The 20257-nt window shown below is 43.1% G+C and carries 23 protein-coding genes and 2 pseudogenes; 23 read left to right on the top strand and 2 right to left on the bottom strand.

All coding sequences use genetic code 11. The features are described 5' to 3' along the window. The first annotated feature begins 11 nt into the window (after nt 1–11). From BLCOC_RS14870 to BLCOC_RS27780, 4 genes and pseudogenes are all read left to right on the top strand, one after another. Nucleotides 12–971: an ABC transporter substrate-binding protein gene (locus BLCOC_RS14870; RefSeq protein WP_115622615.1), complete on the top strand. Its 960-nt coding sequence runs from the start codon at nt 12–14 to the stop codon at nt 969–971. A gap of 17 nt (nt 972–988) precedes the next feature. Continuing rightward, a complete protein-coding gene (locus tag BLCOC_RS14865) occupies nt 989–1759 on the top strand; it encodes an ABC transporter permease (RefSeq protein ID WP_115622614.1) in 771 nt (256 codons plus the stop codon). A gap of 1 nt (nt 1760) precedes the next feature. Continuing rightward, nucleotides 1761–2534 (top strand): ABC transporter ATP-binding protein, encoded by a 774-nt coding sequence (locus BLCOC_RS14860; protein WP_115622613.1) that lies wholly within the window; start codon nt 1761–1763, stop codon nt 2532–2534. A 108-nt stretch (nt 2535–2642) separates the two neighbouring features. After that, a pseudogene (locus BLCOC_RS27780) lies at nt 2643–2825 on the top strand (methyl-accepting chemotaxis protein); the annotation flags it as partial. On the opposite strand, the gene BLCOC_RS14850 reads toward BLCOC_RS27780, so the two are convergent. Beyond that, entirely contained in the window at nt 2815–4155 is a 1341-nt protein-coding gene (locus tag BLCOC_RS14850) for a diguanylate cyclase domain-containing protein (protein WP_029468929.1), read from the bottom strand. The pseudogene BLCOC_RS27780 and the gene BLCOC_RS14850 overlap by 11 nt on opposite strands. Nucleotides 4156–4580: 425 nt before the next feature. Between BLCOC_RS14850 and BLCOC_RS14845 the strand changes: the two genes are divergently transcribed. The 9 genes from BLCOC_RS14845 (at nt 4581) to BLCOC_RS14805 (ending at nt 11559) form a co-directional block, all read left to right on the top strand. Then, nucleotides 4581–4715, top strand: coding sequence for a hypothetical protein (locus BLCOC_RS14845; protein ID WP_256162599.1), 135 nt, complete (start codon nt 4581–4583; stop codon nt 4713–4715). Nucleotides 4716–4744: 29 nt separating this feature from the next. Next, nucleotides 4745–5446: a 4Fe-4S binding protein gene (locus BLCOC_RS14840; protein ID WP_226827863.1), complete on the top strand. Its 702-nt coding sequence runs from the start codon at nt 4745–4747 to the stop codon at nt 5444–5446. A 74-nt stretch (nt 5447–5520) separates the two neighbouring features. Beyond that, nucleotides 5521–6240 (top strand): aspartate/glutamate racemase family protein, encoded by a 720-nt coding sequence (locus BLCOC_RS14835; protein WP_115622612.1) that lies wholly within the window; start codon nt 5521–5523, stop codon nt 6238–6240. Nucleotides 6241–6519: 279 nt separating this feature from the next. Further along, complete coding sequence (locus BLCOC_RS14830) at nt 6520–6756, top strand: hypothetical protein (protein WP_131918386.1); 237 nt, start codon at nt 6520–6522, stop codon at nt 6754–6756. A gap of 41 nt (nt 6757–6797) precedes the next feature. Beyond that, on the top strand, nt 6798–8834 hold the full coding sequence (locus tag BLCOC_RS14825; RefSeq protein WP_115622610.1) for a methyl-accepting chemotaxis protein: 2037 nt from the start codon (nt 6798–6800) through the stop codon (nt 8832–8834). 1 nt (nt 8835) lies between these two features. Continuing rightward, nucleotides 8836–9180 carry a hypothetical protein gene (locus BLCOC_RS14820; RefSeq protein WP_115622609.1) on the top strand — a complete coding sequence of 115 codons (345 nt, stop codon included), beginning with the start codon at nt 8836–8838 and terminating at the stop codon, nt 9178–9180. Nucleotides 9181–9318: 138 nt separating this feature from the next. After that, nucleotides 9319–9591 (top strand): hypothetical protein, encoded by a 273-nt coding sequence (locus BLCOC_RS14815; protein ID WP_242998957.1) that lies wholly within the window; start codon nt 9319–9321, stop codon nt 9589–9591. Beyond that, the gene (locus tag BLCOC_RS14810; RefSeq protein ID WP_242998956.1) at nt 9570–10910 is read left to right on the top strand and encodes a cache domain-containing sensor histidine kinase; all 1341 of its coding nucleotides are present in this window, start codon (nt 9570–9572) and stop codon (nt 10908–10910) included. The genes BLCOC_RS14815 and BLCOC_RS14810 overlap by 22 nt, the downstream gene beginning before the upstream one ends. A 238-nt stretch (nt 10911–11148) precedes the next feature. Beyond that, nucleotides 11149–11559, top strand: a complete 411-nt coding sequence (locus tag BLCOC_RS14805; protein ID WP_115625406.1) for a VOC family protein — start codon at nt 11149–11151, stop codon at nt 11557–11559. Between the two features lie 24 nt (nt 11560–11583). Here the strand turns inward: BLCOC_RS14805 and BLCOC_RS14800 are convergent. Further along, a pseudogene (locus BLCOC_RS14800) lies at nt 11584–11900 on the bottom strand (aldo/keto reductase); the annotation flags it as partial. Nucleotides 11901–11984: 84 nt separating this feature from the next. On the opposite strand from BLCOC_RS14800, the gene BLCOC_RS14795 reads away from it, so the two are divergent. The 10 genes from BLCOC_RS14795 to BLCOC_RS14750 all read left to right on the top strand — a co-directional run bounded on the left by BLCOC_RS14795 (nt 11985) and on the right by BLCOC_RS14750 (nt 20254). Continuing rightward, complete coding sequence (locus BLCOC_RS14795; protein WP_115622608.1) at nt 11985–12521, top strand: RIP metalloprotease; 537 nt, start codon at nt 11985–11987, stop codon at nt 12519–12521. A gap of 329 nt (nt 12522–12850) precedes the next feature. Further along, on the top strand, nt 12851–13321 hold the full coding sequence (locus BLCOC_RS14790) for a helix-turn-helix domain-containing protein (protein WP_115622607.1): 471 nt from the start codon (nt 12851–12853) through the stop codon (nt 13319–13321). A gap of 28 nt (nt 13322–13349) precedes the next feature. Then, on the top strand, nt 13350–13559 hold the full coding sequence (locus BLCOC_RS14785) for a hypothetical protein (RefSeq protein WP_029468947.1): 210 nt from the start codon (nt 13350–13352) through the stop codon (nt 13557–13559). Nucleotides 13560–13608: 49 nt separating this feature from the next. Continuing rightward, complete coding sequence (locus tag BLCOC_RS14780) at nt 13609–14070, top strand: YbhB/YbcL family Raf kinase inhibitor-like protein (protein WP_115622606.1); 462 nt, start codon at nt 13609–13611, stop codon at nt 14068–14070. 93 nt (nt 14071–14163) lie between these two features. Continuing rightward, nucleotides 14164–14886: an MBL fold metallo-hydrolase gene (locus BLCOC_RS14775; RefSeq protein ID WP_115622605.1), complete on the top strand. Its 723-nt coding sequence runs from the start codon at nt 14164–14166 to the stop codon at nt 14884–14886. Between the two features lie 92 nt (nt 14887–14978). Next, nucleotides 14979–15353 carry a hypothetical protein gene (locus BLCOC_RS14770; protein WP_115622604.1) on the top strand — a complete coding sequence of 125 codons (375 nt, stop codon included), beginning with the start codon at nt 14979–14981 and terminating at the stop codon, nt 15351–15353. 81 nt (nt 15354–15434) lie between these two features. Further along, nucleotides 15435–15773, top strand: a complete 339-nt coding sequence (locus BLCOC_RS14765) for a DUF3795 domain-containing protein (RefSeq protein WP_115622603.1) — start codon at nt 15435–15437, stop codon at nt 15771–15773. Nucleotides 15774–16496: 723 nt separating this feature from the next. Beyond that, nucleotides 16497–18356, top strand: a complete 1860-nt coding sequence (locus BLCOC_RS14760) for a TIGR03960 family B12-binding radical SAM protein (RefSeq protein WP_115622602.1) — start codon at nt 16497–16499, stop codon at nt 18354–18356. Next, a complete protein-coding gene (locus BLCOC_RS14755) occupies nt 18346–19053 on the top strand; it encodes a TIGR03936 family radical SAM-associated protein (RefSeq protein ID WP_115622601.1) in 708 nt (235 codons plus the stop codon). Before BLCOC_RS14760 ends, BLCOC_RS14755 begins: the two co-directional genes overlap by 11 nt. Further along, the gene (locus tag BLCOC_RS14750; protein ID WP_115622600.1) at nt 19037–20254 is read left to right on the top strand and encodes a ribonuclease E/G; all 1218 of its coding nucleotides are present in this window, start codon (nt 19037–19039) and stop codon (nt 20252–20254) included. The genes BLCOC_RS14755 and BLCOC_RS14750 overlap by 17 nt, the downstream gene beginning before the upstream one ends. Nucleotides 20255–20257: the final 3 nt, after the last annotated feature.

Genomic DNA, 20257 nt, shown 5'->3' with positions numbered 1-20257 from the left:
AGGAGGCAGGGATGAAAAGAATAAAAGCATTTGCTGCATGGCTTACGCTGGCACTGCTGGTTTCCAGTGCAGTCTACTATAAGTATGTCGAGATACAGGCATCCGGCATTTCAGGCAGGGCAGATACTCAGGAGAAAGTCATAAAAATCGCATATCTGCCGATCACCCATGCAGTGCCCTTATTTAAGGCAAAGGAACTTCTGGAGGAGGAGAAAGGGACAGCGGTGCAGCTTGTACGGTATGGCGGCTGGGGAGAGCTGATGGATGCACTCAATACTGGCAGGGTGGATGGTGCATCGGTTCTGGTGGAACTGGCAATGAAGGCAAGGGAACAGGGGATTCCCCTGGAACTGTCAGCTCTTGGGCACCGGGACGGAAATGTGATCATCACAGATCCGCAGATCACAGAGGGCAGCCAGCTTCGCGGTAAGACCTTCGCCATACCAAATGAGCAGTCTTCCCATAATATCCTGCTTCAGGAGCTGCTGAAGAAATATAGCATCTCTACAGACGAGGTGACCATTCTGGAAATGGCGCCTGCGGAGATGCCGCCTGCGCTAAGAAGCGGACAGATTGACGGATACTGTGTGGCAGAACCCTTTGGCGCAAAGGCGGTCAGCTCTGGGATCGGGACCGTCTTTGCCGAATCCGGTGAACTGTGGGAAAACTCCATCTGCTGCGGCATCGTATGGAACCAAAACGCGGTACAGGATAAGCAGGAGGCAGTAAACCAGTTTGAAAAATCTTATGGAAAAGCCGGTGATACTCTAAGTGAGGAAGACGCGGAAAGGATTGCTGAAAAGTATCTGGAGCAGGAACCTGATATCAGCCGCCAGTCCTTAGCGTGGATCTCGTTTCAGAACTTATCCGTGAGCAGGGATGCGTATGAGGAACTGTGTGAAAAGGCAGAGGCTTTTGGCTTGAGCCAGGATACCCCTTCCTATGACGAATTTGTAAAAAAGCAGGAATAAAGAGACGGAGGTAAAGCATGAAGAAGATCAAGACATTTGTAGTTCCTTTTGCTGTGCTGCTCCTTTTATGGCAGGTTCTGGCAGCAACAGGAGTATTTCCCAAAAGCCTGTTCCCGGGGCCTGCGGATGTATATGAAGCGTTGGCAGAGAGGGCATTTTCCGGGAAGCTTCTGTTGGATATTGGAGCCAGCATGTATCGGTTTTTAATTGGATATACCTTAGCTTCCATACTGGCAGTTCTGCTGGGACTTATCATGGGATGGATGCCCTGCATTTGGAACTATATGAATCCTGTGATCCAGATATTACGCCCCATATCACCGGTTGCATGGCTCCCCTTTATCGTCCTGTGGGCTGGGACAGGGGATATCCCTGCCATTGTGATCATCTTCCTGGCAGCGTTTTTCCCGGTTTTGCTCACAACAGTCAGTGCGGTAAACAAGCTGGATCCGGTATATAAAAAGATAGCGAGCAATTTTGGACTTGGGAAAGCGAAGACACTTTTTGGAATTATCTTCCCCGCCTCCTTTCCGCAGATTGCATCCGGCCTCCATCTGGCTCTGGGAACCGCCTGGATCTTTTTAGTGGCGGGAGAGATGGCGGGGGCACAGTCAGGCCTTGGCTATCTGGTTACGGATGCCAGGAACAGCCTGGAAACAGATCTGCTGATGGCGGCGATACTGGTGATCGGGCTGTTGGGGTTGGTTCTGGATCTATTGATTCGCTGCGGAGAGGACCAGGCAAAAAGGTTATGGGGATTTGGAACGACGGAAGGGGGAAGGGACTGATATGGGACTGATCGAGGTAAATGAGGTTTCTAAAAAATACATTCAGGAGGAATCGGAATTCCGGGCGCTTGAGCACGTGTCGCTTTCCGTAGAAAAGGGGGAATTTATCTGTCTTTTGGGACCAAGCGGCTGTGGAAAGACCACGCTTTTAAACGCCGCTGCAGGATTTGAACGGATAGATTCTGGAAGTATCCTCATTGATGGAAAGAAAGTAGAAAACCCCTCCCCGGATCATGTGACTGTTTTTCAGCATTATGGACTTTTGCCCTGGAAGAGTGTGGAGAAAAATGTCATGATGGGGCTGCTTGCAAAAAAATATAAAAAGCAGGAAGCAAAAGAGCGGACGGATAGCTATCTGAAACTGGTCGGTTTGGAACGGTTTAAGAAATTTAAGCCATGGCAGCTCTCCGGCGGGATGCAGCAGAGGGTATCCATTGCCAGGGCGCTGGCAGTAAAACCGCGGATCCTGTTCATGGATGAACCATTTGCTGCATTGGATGCCATCACCAGGCTGCAGATGCAGGATGACATTCATAGAATTGCGGAAAAAGAGAAGATCACAGTTATCTTCGTGACACATGATATCGAGGAGGCCGTGGCACTGGCAGACCGGATTGTTGTCATGACACCAAATCCCGGGAAGATCAAAACGATCATACCTGTTCCCCTTGGAAAACATAGAGACAGGACCTCTGATGATTTCCTTGCGGTGCGAGATAAGGTGTTTGATGCTTTTGGAATGAAAGAGGAGGAACGGATTGAGTATTATCTATGATGAATGATGGGAATCATCCACTATTTCTACTGGAAAAATTATTTGGAAAGAATAGTGATGCAATCATTAAAAATTTCCATAAATTACAAAAAGGCCTTACACAGACATGCATCAAAAAAACAGGCTGCCGTGACAGAGATGGTATCCTCATGCATATACCAGATATCCGATGTAGTACAGACAAACTCCGCCACTGCGGAGGAGTCAGCCGCTGTATCTGAGGAACTCTACGGGCAGTCTCAGCTTCTAAAAAACAGAGTGAGTCGTTTTAAGCTGTATGCTAATCATTAGATGCCGCACTTTTCTGTTTATCCATATACATTCGTTCATCTGCAATCTTCATCAAATGCTCATGATCAGTTCCGTCTTCAGGGAAGAATGCGATTCCTACGCTAATGCCTACGGATTCCTCTGTGGCATCTCCACTCAGGTTATAAGGCTCGCTGATAACCTTGTGTATCTTTTTATCAACCTCCTGTCTTGCCTTGTTGTCAGCATCCAGTTTGAGGATCATGACGAATTCATCTCCTCCTATCCTGGACAAGATATCGGAGGGACCCAGAAATTCTTCTAAACGCCGTGCCACTTCCACTAGAAGCTGGTCGCCGTATCCATGCCCCAGAACATCATTTATCTTTTTAAAGCCGTTTAAATCCATATATAAGAGCATGAAAGGCTGGGTCCTCTTCATGCATGATTTTTCCAGATACTGCTTCAGCCATCTTCTGTTGTAGGTGCCCGTCAGTTCGTCTGTGACTGCCATGCGGTGGATCTGGTCCTGTTTCTTCTTGTTCATATAAACCAATTCTCCGCACAGGAGGCTTAGCAGCAGGATGATTACGGCTTTCACCGTCATTTCTCTCCATGGGAGCCATCCCGTTTTGGACTGCAGGGTCAGTGTCCATATATGGTTGGGGACACGGATACTATTATCGATGGTCCACTGTCCTGTGAAATCCGTGGATTGGGTAACTACTACCGGCTGATCATCCACCATACAATGAAGGCTGTATTCATAGCCGGACTGTCTTAATTCCTCCAGATGGATATCTCCGATGGCATCCGGCAAGTCCAGGATAATGACAGAGAATCCCCAAAAAGATTCCTCCCCCTCTTTGTTAGTCAGGAAAATGGGATTTCTGGCCACCAGTCCAAAGCCGCCCTGGTCTAGATCATATGGCCCTGACAAAGCGATCTCCTTGGTGTCAACGGCCAGGCGTGCGTCCCTTTTACGGCTGGGATTCTGAAAGATGTTATCCCCAATCACTTCCTCATTGCCCTCCAAGGGATAGCAGTAGCGCACAACCCCTCCCGGCAGGTATTGGACAGCCCTTATGCCGGGACTGTCTATCATGGACTTTGCCAGGTCACGGAACGTTTCTTCCGGAACCTCTCCATTGCTGGTGATAATAATAGATTCCAGGATGTCTGTTTTGTGGAACAAGGAATTTAAGAGTGCTTCTATCCTCTCTGCATATATTTTTGTCTCACGTACTGCCTCCGCTTTTTTAAGGTTTGCTTCCTGAACACCCGCATATAAAACCAGGCACCCCAGGATAAGAAATAAGCAAACGGCTGTTATCACAAAATAACGGAAACTTCCTTTTATTCTCTCATGCATATATCTATATCCTCACGCTGCTGTCATATTTGTTCTTATTGTACCAAGGAACACAAGGATAATCAACAAAAAGAACCCCGGCCATCAGGCGTTCTATTATTAATAAAAATGATATGCTCAGACAAAAATATGGAATTCTTGTGAAGAGTAGGCATTGCGAAACGGCCCTGTCACAAAGTGGGATTTAGATTGTATTAAGTCATAGGATACGTTATAATTTTAATAAAGAATTTTAGCAGGAGCGGTTAGTAGGAGCAGTATCCGCCGGCATCTTAAACCGCGTTACACTTCAGAACAAAATAGAGATAATTGCCTGTCTCTATTCCAGTCTGGAGCTGGGAGAACGGATCTACAACTGGAGCTGTGGGAATCGGATGGACAGCGACATGAATGCGTCAATCAACATCCGCAGAGAGGGGCTGCGTATGATAGGGATTGATCTTGATATTTTAGGAACAGGCATCCATCTTTTTGATATGTTGGAAAAAGAAATAAAGTTAAAATTGATTCAAACAAAATGTTATAATGGAATTATGGATTTAGTATATGAACGAAGTTAACTTTGAAGTTGTGAAAGAGGTAATAGTATATGATTACACGTGAAAAAGTAAAGGAAATAATGTTTTCACTAGGTGCAGATTTATGTGGCATAGCAAGTATAGACAGATTTGGTGATGCGCCGAAGGGTTATCATCCGTTAGATGTTTTACCCACATGCGAATCGGTAATATCTTTTGGGTGCAGATTTCCAATTGGAACACTAATTTGTAAATCTGCTATTCCATATACAAGGGTGCGAAATTCTATTACGCCCAAAATGGATGCGATAGCGCTTGATTTCTGTATTGAAATGGAAAAGAATCAGATTGTATGTGTTCCTATACCGACAAATGAAGATCAATGGGACAAAAATACTGGCAGATACCGTTCTATTGTTTCTCAAAAACATGCCGCTCAGGCGGCAGGATTAGGGACGATAGGAAGACATTCTCTATTGATAACACCGGAATTTGGCAGCATGGTTTGGTTAGGGACCGTTTTATGTGAGCAGGGGTTTGAGCCTGATGAAATGAAAGAACCTCTTTGCAATAATTGTAATTTGTGTGTGGAAATTTGCCCTGTAAACGCTTTGGAAAAATGGGAAATAAAGCAACAATCCTGTTGGGAGTTTGCTTTTGGAGATAATGAAGAAGAAAAAGTTTGGGAAATTTCGTGTCATAAATGTAGAGATATTTGCCCATATAATTTGGGATATCAAAATTCATTTTTAAAGCAAAATAATGAAGGTTAAATTCCAGTTTTTTCAAACTGAAAAATCTGAAGTTCTAATTAGATTTCAAAATAAAAATTGGGAGAAATTAAAATATGAAAACGATTGGATTGATTGGCGGAATGAGTTGGGAAAGCACTGTTCCATATTACCGGATTATCAACGAAGAAGTTAAAAAGAGACTTGGCGGTCTTCATTCGGCCAAGATTATTCTTTACAGCGTAGAATTCGATGAAATAGAAAAATGTCAGTCAAGCGGGGACTGGGAAAAAAGCGGTGATATTCTTGGAAGGGCCGCACAGAGTTTAGAAATTGCTGGAGTGGACTTCATTCTGATTTGTACCAATACGATGCATAAGGTAGTGCCACAAATTGCCTCAATGATCCATGTCCCTATTATTCATATCGCAGATGCCACAGCGGATGAACTTCAAAAAAATCAAATTGAGAAGGTTGGATTACTTGGTACAAAGTACACGATGACGCAGGATTTTTATAAGAAGAGGCTGATTGATAGGGGGATAGATGTTGTTATCCCAGATGATACTGATATTGATGTTATTAATGATATTATCTTCCAAGAACTCTGTTTAGGGAAAATAAAGGAAGAGTCGCGTATAAAATTTGAGAAAGTAATTGAATGCCTAAAGAAAAAAGGCGCAAATGGTGTGATTCTTGGCTGTACTGAGATTGGGCTTCTTATTCATCAATCGGATTCTTCACTTCCTGTTTACGACACCACCCTTATCCATGCCAAAAAGGCAGCTAAGATAGCGCTGGACACTGGAGAACTTGGATTTTCTGGATCAAAATGAATTTTGCACGTACATAAAAAATAATCGTCAACTGTGCAGAGAAAGACGGAAATATATTTTTGAAAATTCTCAAATTGAGATGGGGACTGCTGCTAGAAATGTTATGTGATTTGACGGCTTTCTTTGTGAGTATTAGAGCGTATTTAATAAATCCTGTCCGACTTTTCTTATATAAATTTCCAGCCAGTAAAGTATAATACTCATATTACAAAAGTGCAGGTTTAAAATGCAAAAGAAAACTGCTGTAAGGTCTTTGCCTGTTGGATATAAAATGTTATAATGAATCGATTGACCTTATGTTTTTCAGCAGAGCTGGTGAGTATCACGACCGAAAGATGGCCGTCCGGACTTATGGATACCTATCAGGACGGCGACGAGGTTCCCGGAAGTGGAAGAGTAACTATTACAAAAAACAGTGAAGGATTCGTGATGAAAGAGGCCCGTGCCGGACATGTATACTGTATCACTGACATATGGGAGAACGGAACCGTGGAATATGGTTCCCTGGTAAAATAAGTACGCACACTATACAAAAAAAGAAGAAGAGGTTCATAAATATGTCCAGTTACAAAGAGCCAACAAAAATACCTGCGAAGAAAACAGCCGGGAAACATAGCAGCATCAGCCGGAAGATTAGCTGGAGTCTGCTTGCTGTTCTTGTGCCGGCACTGATTGGTATGATCACCATTGCCGGCTTTATGGCTTCAGGCTCCATATCGGGCTTAAATACTCAGCTGATAGATGCACAGACTGATTATGCCGTTTCTGTTGTCGATGATTTTTTCAGCGGAAAGATTGCCATAGTCAGCCTTTATGAAAATGACAGTATCTTTGGCAAATATTTTCATGCCGTTGCAACCCCCGATGATATCGGAAACTATGAATATCTAAGTGATGTCACACAGGAATTGAACAATATTATGGCGGCAACTGAGGACGAGCAGGTGCTCCAGGCATGGATTGCCGATGAAAGAACAGACTGTTACGTTATCCCTTCCGGCGAATACGGAAAGGCCGGTTTAGATGACCTGGAATGGTATCATCTGGCCCTGGCGGAAAGGAAAACGGCAATCTCCAACCCTTATGTTGACGGAATAACAGGGAAAAACGTTGTTACGATCGTAACACCTGTATATTACGATTCTGAAATAGCTGGCTTCATGGGTCTGGATGTAACACTTGACAGCCTGAGCGAATTGATATCCGGTATCCATGTGGGGGAACATGGATATATGGAACTGATTTCCAATAATAATGTATATGTATACAGCAATGACCCATTAGCTGTAAATAAAAATGTAGACGAGCTTGATATCACGGATGAATATAAACAAAAGGTAAAAGATAACTATAATGGTAACTATCATTTCACTTACCAGGGTAACCAGTACACCTCTGTATTCAGAGACAGTGAGACAACTGACTGGCTGGCTATTGCCACGCTGCCGGTTTCCGAGATGAATGCCACACGCAACCACCTCATATCTATTCTTGCTGTTCTGGCCATTGTAGTGCTTGCACTGCTGGTGTTTATCATCATTACCATTATCCGGAGGGTTACAAAACCTTTATCAGAGATCAGTGGAGGAATGCAGGAGTTTGCCAGGGGCAATCTGAATGTAGAGCTTAAGACCATGCGAAATGATGAGATCGGACTCCTGGCGGACAGTACAAGGTCTGCAATCCGTTCATTAAAAGAGATGATTCAGGATATTTCATACATACTCGGGGAGATTTCACGCGGAAATCTGGAGGTTGCTGTGAAGGGGAATTATGTCGGAGATTTTCAGGATATCAGAAATGCCCTCGAGCAGATTATTGAATCTTTGAATACGACTCTGAAACAGATCAAGGGAGCGGCCGAACAGGTTTCGGTTGGTTCCGAACAGGTATCCGAGGGTGCTCAGTCACTTGCCCAGGGTGCTTCTGAACAGGCTGGGACGGTGGAAGAACTCGCAGCAAGTATACATGAGATATCCCGTAAGGTCAACTCAAATGCCGATCATTCGGATACCGCCAACGAAAAGGCCGCCGCTGTTGGAATGGAAGCTGTGGAGAGTGACCGCCGGATGCATGAGATGCTCAAAGCAATGAAGGAGATACAGGAGAGTTCACACAAGATAGGAAGCATCCTGAAAGTCATTGAAGATATCGCTTTCCAGACGAATATTCTTTCCCTAAATGCCGCTGTTGAAGCTGCCAGGGCGGGCGATGCAGGAAAAGGATTCTCCGTAGTGGCCGGAGAGGTCAGAAATCTGGCTGCCAAAAGTTCTGAGGCGGCAAAAACTACAGGCGCGCTGATTGACAGTTCTCTGGATATCGTGGAAAACGGTGTACAGATAGCGGACGAAACAGCCATGTCTCTTCAGAATGTCAAAGAAGGGGCTGGGGAAGTCGCAGATGCACTTGCGGAAATTACCAAAGCTTCCAGTGAGCAGGCAGATTCTGTTGCACATATCACACGGGCAATTTCTCAGATTTCTAATGTTACACAGGGGAATTCCGCGACCGCAGAGGAAAGTGCAGCTGCCAGCGAAGAACTTTCCGCCCAGGCGGTCCTTCTGGAGGAGTTAATCGCAAAATTCAAAATGTAGGATGATTGATGTAGTAAAGATAAAAAAAGACAAGTTGATCGTATTGACGTTTTTAGCGGTGGCTGTATTCACCTGCGTGGGCTGTGCAGATACTCCCGGCGCTGGTGGGCAGGGTACCGACGGGCAGAGTGATACCCCGGTGATGAGCAGATCGGAGGAGCCAGACGGCAGGGCCGAAAAAATGAATGTGGCCATTACCATCGACAGTGAGGACTATGCGTTCCCCATGCCATATGAGAAATTGCAGCTAGAGGCTGGTCGCGTTCTTATGATCCGGAGCTTTGGAAGGATGGTTTATAACCCGGCTATCATGGCGGCAGCCTCTTCTTCAGTAAGGGCGACATAAAAGTATAGCTTACGGAGATGGTTCCGACGGTTCGGCGTGCAGCTTCCTCTGTTCTTCCTGGGTACGGGGCTGGCGGTAATCCTAGTTCTCAGTGGAGCGATCTATTTTTTTGCAGCCAATCTGCTGATGGATGAGACCGTGTCCAAAACGCACGAGTTGATGGAACTGAGCGGAACCAACCTCTCCACATACATCGCCCATGTGAAAGGGGAGTCCAATGTTTTCGCAAGTGACCCCACCCTCAGGCAATACCTTTCCGGGAATGATGAGAGCCTGCGGGATGGGCTTCTGTCCCGTATTAATGTGCTGCTTGAAAACGACAGTGCCATAAAATCCGTCGTCGTGGTTTCCAAAGACGGACGAATCCTTTCAAATGAAGAGGCCTCGATATGTCAGTTTCAGAGGATATGATGAAGGAGGACTGGTATATGGAATCCATCCACAATACCATGCCCGTTCTTACTGGTGCCCGGATGCAGAGTTTTTCCTCTGATAAGGATAACTGGGTAATTTCCATCAGTACAGAGATCATCGATGCTGCCGGTGAAAATCTGGGCGTCCTGCTGATGGATATGCCATACAGCGTTGTCGAGGACCATCTAAGCAGCCTGGATCTGGGAACGGGAGGCTATGTATTCCTCTTGAACGACAAAGGCGAGCCGGTTTACCACAAGGACACCAGTTATTTTTCCGAACCAAACAAGCAGAAGTTACTGCGGACAATTTTGGCAGAAGGGGATGGCTACGACAAAAAGCAGAACCTGCTCACTTATCAGACAAAAATCGAGAACGCTGGCTGGACAATGGTGGGCGTAGTGTCTTTGGATACCCTGTACATGCTGAAGCAGCAGCTTTTTGAAGCGGTGCTGCTGACCGGTGGCATACTCTTCGGGATGGTACTGCTGTTTGGCTTTCTCTTCACCCGTCGGCTGGCAGCACCTATGGCCGATCTGGAACAGGGTATGAACGAGATTGAAAGACTGGCGGAGATCAGTGTGCAAAAGTATGGCTTTACCGAAGTGGAGCTGCTGGCCGGAAATTACAACCGGATGATCCGCCGCGTGCTGGAGCTGATGGAAGAGGTCTCTGACAAGGAAAAGACGCTGCGCCAGGCGGAGCTTAGTGTACTGGTGAGCCAGATCAATCCTCATTTTCTCTACAACACCCTGGACACTATCGTTTGGATGGCTGAATTTGGCGACAGCAAAAAAGTGATCGCTCTCACCAAATCCCTGGCCGCTTTCTTTCGGTTGTCCCTTGGCGGGGGGCGGGAACTGGTCACCGTGGCTGATGAGCTGGAGCATGTGCGGCAGTACTTGTATATTCAAAAAGAACGGTATGAGGGGAAACTCAGTTATAAAATTTCTGCCCCGGAGGAGCTGCTGGATTACACGGTGCCCAAGATCATCCTCCAGCCCCTTGTGGAGAACAGCATTTACCACGGCATCAAGCCGATGAACGTCCCTGGACGGATCACCGTGACAGTGGAAGAGGATGGGGAACAGCTGCTCTTTACTGTGGCGGATAACGGTGTGGGCTTCGACCCCGCGGCGCTGCCTGCGAAAGAGTCGCCCAAGAAAAGCGGCGTGGGTCTGCAAAACGTGGACAGCCGCTTAAAGCTCATATATGGGCCGGGCTGTGGCGTGACCGTTGATTCTGCTCCTGGTGCAGGCTGCACCGTGCGGCTGACAGTAGGCAGACATGTTAAGAGTGCTCCTCGCATAAAGTAATCCGATCTTATGAATCCTTCTGATACGCGAACAGGTAGTCCAACACTGATTTTCAAGCTTTTATATTTTACCGCCAAAATGCCAACATATTTACTAAAGCGTTATAAAGGTTTGTAGAAACAAGTGACAATTTTTAACTATGCCGCTCTAAATTTGACTTTTATGAGACGTAGCTTTAGAATGGAAACAAATACACCTTAGGTGGAAAAGGCGACCAAAAACAAAGGAGATGATGATATTGAACGGACGTAATGTAAGGATAGGTGCGAGTCTATTAGTCGGAGATATGGATAGTATGGTTCGATTTTACAGAGATATATTGGGTTTTTCTACACAATGGGATGGCGGGGATTTCGCGGAGTTTGAAACAGCAAGCGGTTCGCTGTCTTTATTCATGTACAGCAGAGAGCAATTCGTAAAGGCTATTGGAGAGAGTTATGTTCCGCCAAAGGGAATTAACCAATCATTTGAAATTGCCTTGTGGCTACCGAGTTTTGCTGATGTGGATGAGGAATATGAGCGGCTATCAAAGTTAGGACTGCGCTTTCCCACTGGAGAACCCATCACCTATCCTTTTGGCATCCGTAACTTTTATGTTGCCGACCCGGAAGGCAATCTACTTGAAATTGGAAGTACGAACGAAACGTAGTTTGCAGTTTCGCCTTCTTAGACGAAAAGGGCCATCCCACATATCGTAGCCAGCTTTGGTGCTGATAACCAGCTCATCCCGGTAAGCGTGAGATGCTCTTTATGAATGAGACCCAAGTTCTTTTCTGCACTACCCGGAGTGGGTCCGTAATTATTTGCTAAATCAAAGTGGGTGATTTCGCGGTCGAAGGCTGTGAGACAGAGCTGTTTCATTTTTTCGTAAGGAGCCGTATCTCCAAAATTATGCCAAAATCCTAAAGAGACTGCCGGCAGCCGAAGGCCGCTGTCGTCGCAGCGGAAGTAGCGCATAGATTGGTAACGGGTCGATGATGCTGTATACATAGTTATCACTCATGATTTTTCGTTGATTTACAAAGTGAATTACATTTAGTATACTTGAAGAAAAGAGATTATGGAAGGGCTTTTATGAACGAGAAGGATCAGAAAGTAGCAAATGTAGCAATTTCCATTGCCGTTGCGATTGTGGTAGTTCCCATTTACATTTTTTTGCATGAAGCAGGCCATGCTTTGGTCAGCATTTTTTGCGGGGCTAAGGTAACTGGGTTTAGCATTGTAGGGGCTTTTTCCACGTCGGTGGGCGGAAACTATACGATATTGACCCATTCCCTTTTGTATTTGGCAGGTGTGTTGCTGCCACTGTTAGTTTCCATTTGTTTTCTGTTCTTTTACAAAAAAGACAGCGGCAGGAAACTTTATCATATATTTGTATTTTATATTACCATTATCTCAGCGGGAAGTCTGCTGGCATGGATTTTCGTCCCGATTCTTTACATTTTGGGAAATGCGTCACCCTCGGATGATATCAGTCAATTACTAGAGATTTCAAAGATCCAGCCGCTTCTTGTAACTGTGTGTGCATTGGCTGTGGAAATTTTGTATATAATGTGGATGTGGAAGAAAAAAGTTATTCAGAATTGGTGGAAGATTTTACAAGGGAAATAAATTGTGGGATTTTAAATGTAACGGGACAGTCGGGAAATAGATAGTCTCAGACAGGGCCAGGTACGACTCGTAAGAGTTACACCTGGCCCATATTTTTCCAAAAAAGAAAAAAAGATGGCTAACGACAACCATCATTCTCTCCGTTACATGTTATAATGTAACTATGCTTATCCGCGCACCCACGAAGAAGCGGCAAGCTCCTTTTCAATGAAATTAAAATATATGAAAAACTGGAAAATTAGTGTTTATCACCGACTCTCACTTTCTGTCCTGTTCTTTTATGATGAAAATGGATAGGATTAGACATAAAAGAAAGGGGCATGTAGAATATGAATCAACAGAAAATAGGAGAATTTATATTTACTTGTAGAAAGGAGAAGGGGCTCACTCAGTCACAACTTGCAGAAATATTAGGAGTTAGTGATAAATCTATTTCCAGATGGGAGAATGGCAAAACAATGCCAGATCTATCGTTATATGAACCTTTATGTAAGGCTCTTGATATTCAGATATCAGAGTTACTATATGCAAAGAAGATGAAAGATTATGAAAAAACCATTAAAGGTGAAAAATCTGCATTGAATATTTTAAAAACTAAATCTCAACTTGAAACATTTGGAGTTTTAACTGAAATTCTAATTTTTATTGGAATCATTATTACAATATCACTAACAAAAATATTAGCAGTTACTACAATCCAAATGATTATAACAATGATATGTGGATGTTTTGTATGGGGGTTTGGTTTAATACTAAGGATCAAAATCAGAAGAGCAATCATGAAATTGGAAGACTGTTAAATTTGAATTTGAAAAGGAGAACAAAACAATGAGTAAATACAATTCTTTGTGGGAATATGTACAGAAAAATGGAAACCAATCTATTAAATTGACTTTTGATGAAATTTCTAACATTGCAGGGATAGCCATAGACCATTCATTTTTAAAATATAAAAAAGAATTAATAGAGTATGGTTATCAAGTTGGTAAAATATCTATGAAAGAGGAAACAGTCATTTTTAATAAAATCGAAGAGTAATGAAAATTTGAAGTTTTAGGGCTGAATAAATTGAAAGGTAATTTTTGTTATGGAAAAGACGGAATTAGATTTTGTGTGTACCGGAATGAAAACGGGTAAAAAAATCCCGATTGAATATACTGGGCGTGGACAAAACATATCGCCAGAGTTTATTATTAAAAATTTGTTGCCCAATGCTAAAACGTTAGCTATTACGTTGGAGGACTTGACACACCCAATAAAAAAATTCACCCATTGGATTATTTGGAATATTCCCGCAACTGATAAAATCGAGAAAGGAATTCCAGTGGGTAAGAAAGTGTTGGGAAATGCAGTTCAAGGGGTTGGATATGGTTTCCATCAATATGCTGGACCTAAACCTCCGAAAGGGAAAAAGCATATCTACCTCTTTACTATCTATGCTTTGGATTGTGAATTAAATTTAAGTGCCAATTCTATGAAAGGAACTTTTTTAAGAAGGGCAAAAGGTCATATTATTCAAAGCGGAAATGTAATAGGTGAATTTGAGTAGTACACCGACAGATGATTTTTTGGATGATAATATAGGAGGGAAAGAATTGCGGGAAGTCCGATATATCTACAAATAATTTGTTGGAGGAGATGTATGAAAATATATAATGCAGGAAACAGAGTCATGAATACATATCTTTACCAGACTAAAGATGGGTTTGTAATGATTGATACAGGCTATGAAAATAATTATTCAAAATGTACTTCATCTATGAAACGAAAAGGAATTTCTTGGGCTAATATTAAATATATTTTTCTAACACACGCCCATGATGACCATGCCGGTTTTCTAAAAGAGGCATTGGATAAACATCCAAATATTACTTGTATCATTAGTGAAAAGGCATTTTCAGTTTTGGCAAGAGGACAAAATTCATTTGAGGGTGGTTGCAGTAGTAGGCTTGCATTATTCTTTTGTTGCATTATGAAGTTATTGGGCAATGGAAAACATCTTTTTCCTGCAATAGATGAAACCTATAAAAAAAGATTTATAGAGATAACAAAAGATAATGTTTCTGGAATTGAAACGTTATTATCTGGTAAAATATTATTCACACCAGGACATACAGCAGATTCTATTTCTTTAAAAGTGAAAAATCAGATATTTTGTGGAGATGCCGCAATGAATGGTTTGCCGAGTTTACATAGGATAACGATATGGGTAGAGAATAAAAAAGAATTTGAAAATTCATGGAAAGTATTGTTGGATGAAAATGTAGATTATATTTACCCAGCACATGGACAACGATTTAAAAATAATGATTTGTATAAGTTCAAAACTAAAATTAGTAAGCTTAAGTTATATCCTTTGAAGTGATAACAATATCTTCAAATTCCAGTTTATCCGAGAGAGAAATTTGAATTTGTAATTGAAATTTTTTGTATTTTGCGAAGGGAGAATATTGATTTATGATTTCAATATTAGGTGCAGTATTATTTGGAGTTATAGCAACTATGACAGTTCTTGTTGCTTGCGGTTTGCCTTTGGGCGAATTTACAATGGGTGGACAACATAAAATCTTACCTAAGAAATTTAGAGTTATGGCAGTCATTTCGTTTGCTGTCCAAATTTTTGCAATGATAATTGTTTTGCAAGCCGGAGGGTTTATTTCCTTATGGTTGTCTTTTAAGGTTACTAAATATATTTGTTTCTTCTTTGCCGCTTACCTATCTTTGAATACTATTATGAACATTATTTCAAAAAGTAGGAAAGAAAAATATGTGATGACTCCGCTTTCACTTATAGCCGGAATATGTTTTTGGATAACGGCATTTCAGATGTAGTATGTAAAATGAGGATAATCTACAGTGCGTCAAATTCCAGTTTGCCAAACTGAAAAAATCGCAGTTTTGAAAGGAGAAAGTATGGAAAAGAGTATTGCATTTTGTGGTTTGGTGTGTTCGCAATGTCCTGTATACATTGCAACCAAGACGAATAATGAAGAACTAAAAGAGAAATTAGCAATCGAATATTCTACAGACACATTTGAGTTTGTAAAAGAAGATATGAATTGTACGGGGTGTCACTCAGTAGTTGGAGTAAATGAGAAGATGTGTAAAGAATGTCTTATGAGAAAGTGCGGTATGCACAAAAGCATTTCTCATTGTGCAGAATGTAATGAGTACCCATGCCAGTACATAAACAGTTATGTGCCAACTGGAAGTGATAATCGCAAAATGTTAGACGAACTGGAAAAGAAATAAAATCCAGTTTGATGAGGTGAGAAAATGATAACAGGATACTATTGTACTAATATTTTTTTTGATGAAGAACTGCGCAGTAATTTCTCGGATTTTCTTGATTTGGGATATCTATTCTGCCGGGAAAACGGGGTCGTACCATAGGAGCTTCGCAGGACCTGCTTTTAAACGGCTTCTTAAGTCATGCGGATTTGAAGATATGCAGTGGCGTTTCTTAAGGAACACATATGCAACAGTCTTAGCAGAATACGAGATTAGTATAAAAGCCATAGATGTCTGGGGCATTATTCTCCGGTATTTGCGAATGACACTTATGTAGATACAACAAAAATCGTGTATGATGTTGCTGTAGAGATTACAGATTTTGCAATGTATGTCCTGCCGGGGCGGAAAACGGACTGGATATTGACATTGATCGTACATATCTACTTGAAGTTATTCCTCAAAATGTATATAATATCTAAGATTGCATTAATAAAGGATTTACAGAAAATCATCTTTCTGTATCAGACTATGTTGCATAATGCTGTATGATTATGCATAGTAGCGCAGATTTGAAAAAAGTGCTATTTGTGACCTGACCTCTATTTTTAACCCATTATGCATTGAAGTGTATAAAAATACAGTGCAGATAAGGACTTAAAATGCATATAAAAAGAGAGGAATTTCATCTTCACAAGGCAACTTCAAATTTGTGATTTAGTAACAAAAAATGAGAGGAAAAATATGAGAAAACTAGCTTTAAGTGATGAAATATTACTGAAAATCGAGAAGCCAGCACGCTACATTGGCAATGAGGTAAATTCGGTAAATAAGGACGCAAGTAAGGTGGACGTGCGGTTTGCCATGTGCTTCCCGGACGTCTACGAAATCGGAATGTCACATCTGGGAATTCAGATATTATATGATATGTTTAATAAAAGGGAGGATGTATGGTGTGAACGTGTCTATTCCCCTTGGCCGGATTTGGACGCTGTCATGCGGGAAAAGGAAATCCCTCTCTTTGCTCTGGAATCCCAGGATCCCATAAAAGATTTTGATTTTCTTGGTATAACCATCCAATACGAGATGTGTTATACGAATATCCTGCAAATCCTGGATTTAAGCCGGATACCCCTACGTTCCAAAGACAGAGGAGAAGAATATCCGATCGTTATGGGCGGAGGCCCATGTACCTATAATCCCGAGCCGCTGGCAGAATTCTTTGATGTTTTTTATATTGGTGAAGGGGAAACGGTTTTCGATGAATTCCTTAATATATATAAGGAATTCAAAAATGCGGGAAAAAGCAAAAAAGAATTTTTAGAGCGCGCGGCAGAGATACCGGGCATCTATGTTCCTGCATTTTATGACGCAGCGTACAACGAGGATGGAACACTGGCATCCTTTACTCCGAATAATCCCCATTCAAAAGAGAAAATAGAAAAACAGGTGGTTATGGATCTCTCAGATGTCTGTTATCCGGAAAAACCTGTTGTACCATTTATCAAGGCAACACAGGACCGCGTTACCCTGGAAATCCAGCGGGGATGTATCCGTGGCTGCCGTTTCTGCCAGGCTGGTATGATTTACAGGCCTACCAGGGAACGGGATGTGGAGTTCCTGAAAAAAACGGCTCAGGCTATGCTTGAAAGTACCGGACATGAGGAGATTTCACTGAGTTCCTTAAGCTCCAGCGATTATTCCAAACTGCCGGAGCTGATCGATCATCTGATCAGCGAGTGCTCTGCAAGAAATGTAAATATCTCTCTGCCCTCCCTGCGTATTGATGCCTTTTCTCTGGATGTCATGAGTAAAGTCCAGGATATCAAGAAGAGCAGTCTGACCTTTGCTCCCGAAGCGGGAACGCAGCGTATGCGTGATGTCATTAATAAAGGACTGACAGAGGAAGTGATCCTTAACGGCGCGGCCGAAGCTTTTGCCGGAGGCTGGACCAGAGTAAAGCTGTATTTTATGCTGGGACTTCCCACAGAGACGGAGGAGGATATGAAAGGTATCGCCCATCTCGCCGAAGAGGTTGCAAAGAAATACTATGAAATTCCGAAAGAACAGCGCCGGGGCAGATGTCAGATCGTAGCAAGTACCTCCTTTTTCGTGCCGAAACCTTTTACTCCTTTCCAGTGGGCTTCCATGTGCCGCAAAGAGGAGTATCTGGCAAAGGCGAAAGTGGTAAAAGATGAAATCCGTGCGCAGTTAAATCAAAAGAGTATTAAATACAACTATCACGAGGCAGACGTCACGGTGCTGGAGGGGATTTTGGCGCGGGGTGACAGACGGATCTGTGATGTTTTGGAGCTGGCCTACAAAAACGGAGCTATTTTTGACGCGTGGTCTGAATATTTCCGATATGATATCTGGATGAAGGCTTTTGAAGAACTGGGCATTGATCCGGAATTCTATACGCTCCGTGAGCGTCCGGCTGATGAATTGTTCCCTTGGGATTTCATCCATGCAGGAGTGACGAAAAAATTCCTTTTGAAGGAATGGGAGAGAGCGAAAGAGGGAGTTGTGACGCCGAACTGTCGGGAAAAATGTTCCGGTTGCGGCGCAGCTTCTTACAAAGGAGGTGTCTGCATTGAAGGTTAGAGTGAAATTTGCGAAAGAGGGAGCAATGAAATTTATCGGCCATCTTGATATTATGCGGTACTTCCAGAAAGCTGTAAAGCGCGCAGGGCTGAACGCTTCATTTTCTGAGGGATACAGCCCTCATATGATCATGTCTTTCGCGTCTCCTTTAGGAGTTGGAATAACCAGCACAGGCGAATACTTTGATCTGGAGCTGAAAAGCGTATTTTCCTCTAAAGAAATGGTCAAAAAGCTGAATGATGCCATGGTGGATGGAATGCGTATATTAAGTATCCACCAGGTGGAAGACGGAAAAGCGGGAAAGGCCATGTCTCTTGTGGCTGCCGCTGATTATGTGCTGACATTTCGTGAGGGAAAAGAACCATCAGAGGATTGGAAAAATAAGATTTTGGAGTTCACAGAACAGCCGTCTATTCTGATCATGAAAAAAACAAAGAAAAGTGAAAAAGAAGTGGATATCCGTCCGTTTATTTATCATATGGAAGAAAAAGAAGGGCATATTTATCTGACTTTGGCTGCCGGAAGCTCTAATAATACAAAGCCGGAGCTTGTCATGGAAGCTTTTTGCCAGTTTTTAGGCGTGCCTTACGATGAATGGGCTTTTATGGTGCATAGAAGTGAACTTTATGCCGATACCGGCACGGAGGAGGAGCGGCATCTCGTGCCGCTGGAAGCTTTGGGTGAGGAAATTGAGTAAGCTGATCCTGACACCTATGGATATTTCCGGCAGGAAACGGCTGACAGCGGCTCTGATACAGGACAGGAAGGTCTGTCAGCTTGACATATGCCAGTTTGAGCATAAGAGTATTCTGGGCAACATTTATGTGGGAAAAGTAAAAAATATCGCTGAAAATATTCGTGCGGCCTTTATAGAGATTGCTGACGGTATCATGTGTTATTATTCAATGGATGAAAAGTCAGTTCCTCTTTATACAAACAGGAAAAAAAGCGGAAAGCTGAAGCCGGGCGATGAGCTTTTGGTGCAGGTGTGCAGGGAACCTATCAGGGGAAAACTCCCCTGTGTAACCTGCGATCTGAATTTTCCGGGAAGATATCTGGTAGTTACCGCTGTCTGGGCAATGCCTGGTTTTTCAGGAAAATTAAACGCGGAGGAGAAAAAAAGACTGAAAGAAACATTGCAGCCTGTTCTTCCGAAGGATGCCGGAGTGATCGTTCGTACCAACAGCAGAAATGCGGCAGAGGAAGAGCTTCTCTCTGAGCTTGATCGGCTTTTGGAATGTTTGCGCCAAGTGAAAGAAAAAGCTTTGACCAGAACCTGTTTTTCCCTGATCTATGAAAACCAGCCGGAATATTTGCAGGTTTTGCAGAATGTATATGAGCAGGACCTGGAAGAGATCGTCACAGACAACAGGGAACTTTACGAGCAGGTTGCCCGTTATCTGGAGTATTACGGAATGCCGGCAGAGAAGCTGCGTCTGTATGAGGACAAGCTTTTGCCCCTGCCACGATTATATTCACTGGAAACGGTTCTGAAGGAAGCTCTGTCTGAGAAAGTATGGCTGAAATCAGGGGCTTTTCTGGTCATCCAGCAGACGGAGGCATTTGTCTCCATAGACGTGAATACCGGAAAATATACCGGTAAAAAAGATATGCAGGAGACTTTCCGAAAAATCAATCTGGAGGCGGCAAAGGAGATTGCCAGACAACTGCGTCTCCGCAATCTGTCCGGTATGATTTTAATAGATTTTATCAATCTGAAAGAGCAGAAAGACAAAGATGAGCTGCTGCAGACTCTGCAGAGATACCTGAACCAGGATCCTGTAAAGGGGAATGTGGTGGACATTACAAAACTGAATATTGTGGAAGTGACCCGCAAAAAAATAAGAAAATCCCTGGCAGAAGAGCTTCGGGAAGAATATCAGGAAAGTGTAAGGTAATCA

It is taken from the genome of Blautia coccoides, assembly GCF_034355335.1.
Lineage (GTDB): Bacteria > Bacillota > Clostridia > Lachnospirales > Lachnospiraceae > Blautia > Blautia producta.
Note: the sequence above shows the minus strand (reverse complement) of the source record. Positions and strands in the feature narration are given on the sequence as shown.

Excerpts from the sequence above, each read along its gene's own strand:
- BLCOC_RS14795 (WP_115622608.1), top strand. The coding sequence starts at position 11,985 with ATGAACGAGAAGGATCAGAAAGTAGCAAATGTAGCAATTTCCATTGCC.
- BLCOC_RS14840 (WP_226827863.1), top strand. The coding sequence starts at position 4,745 with ATGATTACACGTGAAAAAGTAAAGGAAATAATGTTTTCACTAGGTGCA.
- BLCOC_RS14870 (WP_115622615.1), top strand. The coding sequence starts at position 12 with ATGAAAAGAATAAAAGCATTTGCTGCATGGCTTACGCTGGCACTGCTG.
- BLCOC_RS14785 (WP_029468947.1), top strand. The coding sequence starts at position 13,350 with ATGAGTAAATACAATTCTTTGTGGGAATATGTACAGAAAAATGGAAAC.
- BLCOC_RS14850 (WP_029468929.1), bottom strand. The coding sequence starts at position 4,155 with ATGCATGAGAGAATAAAAGGAAGTTTCCGTTATTTTGTGATAACAGCC.
- BLCOC_RS14825 (WP_115622610.1), top strand. The coding sequence starts at position 6,798 with ATGTCCAGTTACAAAGAGCCAACAAAAATACCTGCGAAGAAAACAGCC.
- BLCOC_RS14775 (WP_115622605.1), top strand. The coding sequence starts at position 14,164 with ATGAAAATATATAATGCAGGAAACAGAGTCATGAATACATATCTTTAC.
- BLCOC_RS14765 (WP_115622603.1), top strand. The coding sequence starts at position 15,435 with ATGGAAAAGAGTATTGCATTTTGTGGTTTGGTGTGTTCGCAATGTCCT.
- BLCOC_RS14830 (WP_131918386.1), top strand. The coding sequence starts at position 6,520 with ATGAATCGATTGACCTTATGTTTTTCAGCAGAGCTGGTGAGTATCACG.
- BLCOC_RS14820 (WP_115622609.1), top strand. The coding sequence starts at position 8,836 with ATGATTGATGTAGTAAAGATAAAAAAAGACAAGTTGATCGTATTGACG.
- BLCOC_RS14835 (WP_115622612.1), top strand. The coding sequence starts at position 5,521 with ATGAAAACGATTGGATTGATTGGCGGAATGAGTTGGGAAAGCACTGTT.
- BLCOC_RS14780 (WP_115622606.1), top strand. The coding sequence starts at position 13,609 with ATGGAAAAGACGGAATTAGATTTTGTGTGTACCGGAATGAAAACGGGT.
- BLCOC_RS14760 (WP_115622602.1), top strand. The coding sequence starts at position 16,497 with ATGAGAAAACTAGCTTTAAGTGATGAAATATTACTGAAAATCGAGAAG.
- BLCOC_RS14865 (WP_115622614.1), top strand. The coding sequence starts at position 989 with ATGAAGAAGATCAAGACATTTGTAGTTCCTTTTGCTGTGCTGCTCCTT.
- BLCOC_RS14810 (WP_242998956.1), top strand. The coding sequence starts at position 9,570 with ATGTCAGTTTCAGAGGATATGATGAAGGAGGACTGGTATATGGAATCC.
- BLCOC_RS14845 (WP_256162599.1), top strand. The coding sequence starts at position 4,581 with ATGATAGGGATTGATCTTGATATTTTAGGAACAGGCATCCATCTTTTT.
- BLCOC_RS14860 (WP_115622613.1), top strand. The coding sequence starts at position 1,761 with ATGGGACTGATCGAGGTAAATGAGGTTTCTAAAAAATACATTCAGGAG.
- BLCOC_RS14790 (WP_115622607.1), top strand. The coding sequence starts at position 12,851 with ATGAATCAACAGAAAATAGGAGAATTTATATTTACTTGTAGAAAGGAG.
- BLCOC_RS14770 (WP_115622604.1), top strand. The coding sequence starts at position 14,979 with ATGATTTCAATATTAGGTGCAGTATTATTTGGAGTTATAGCAACTATG.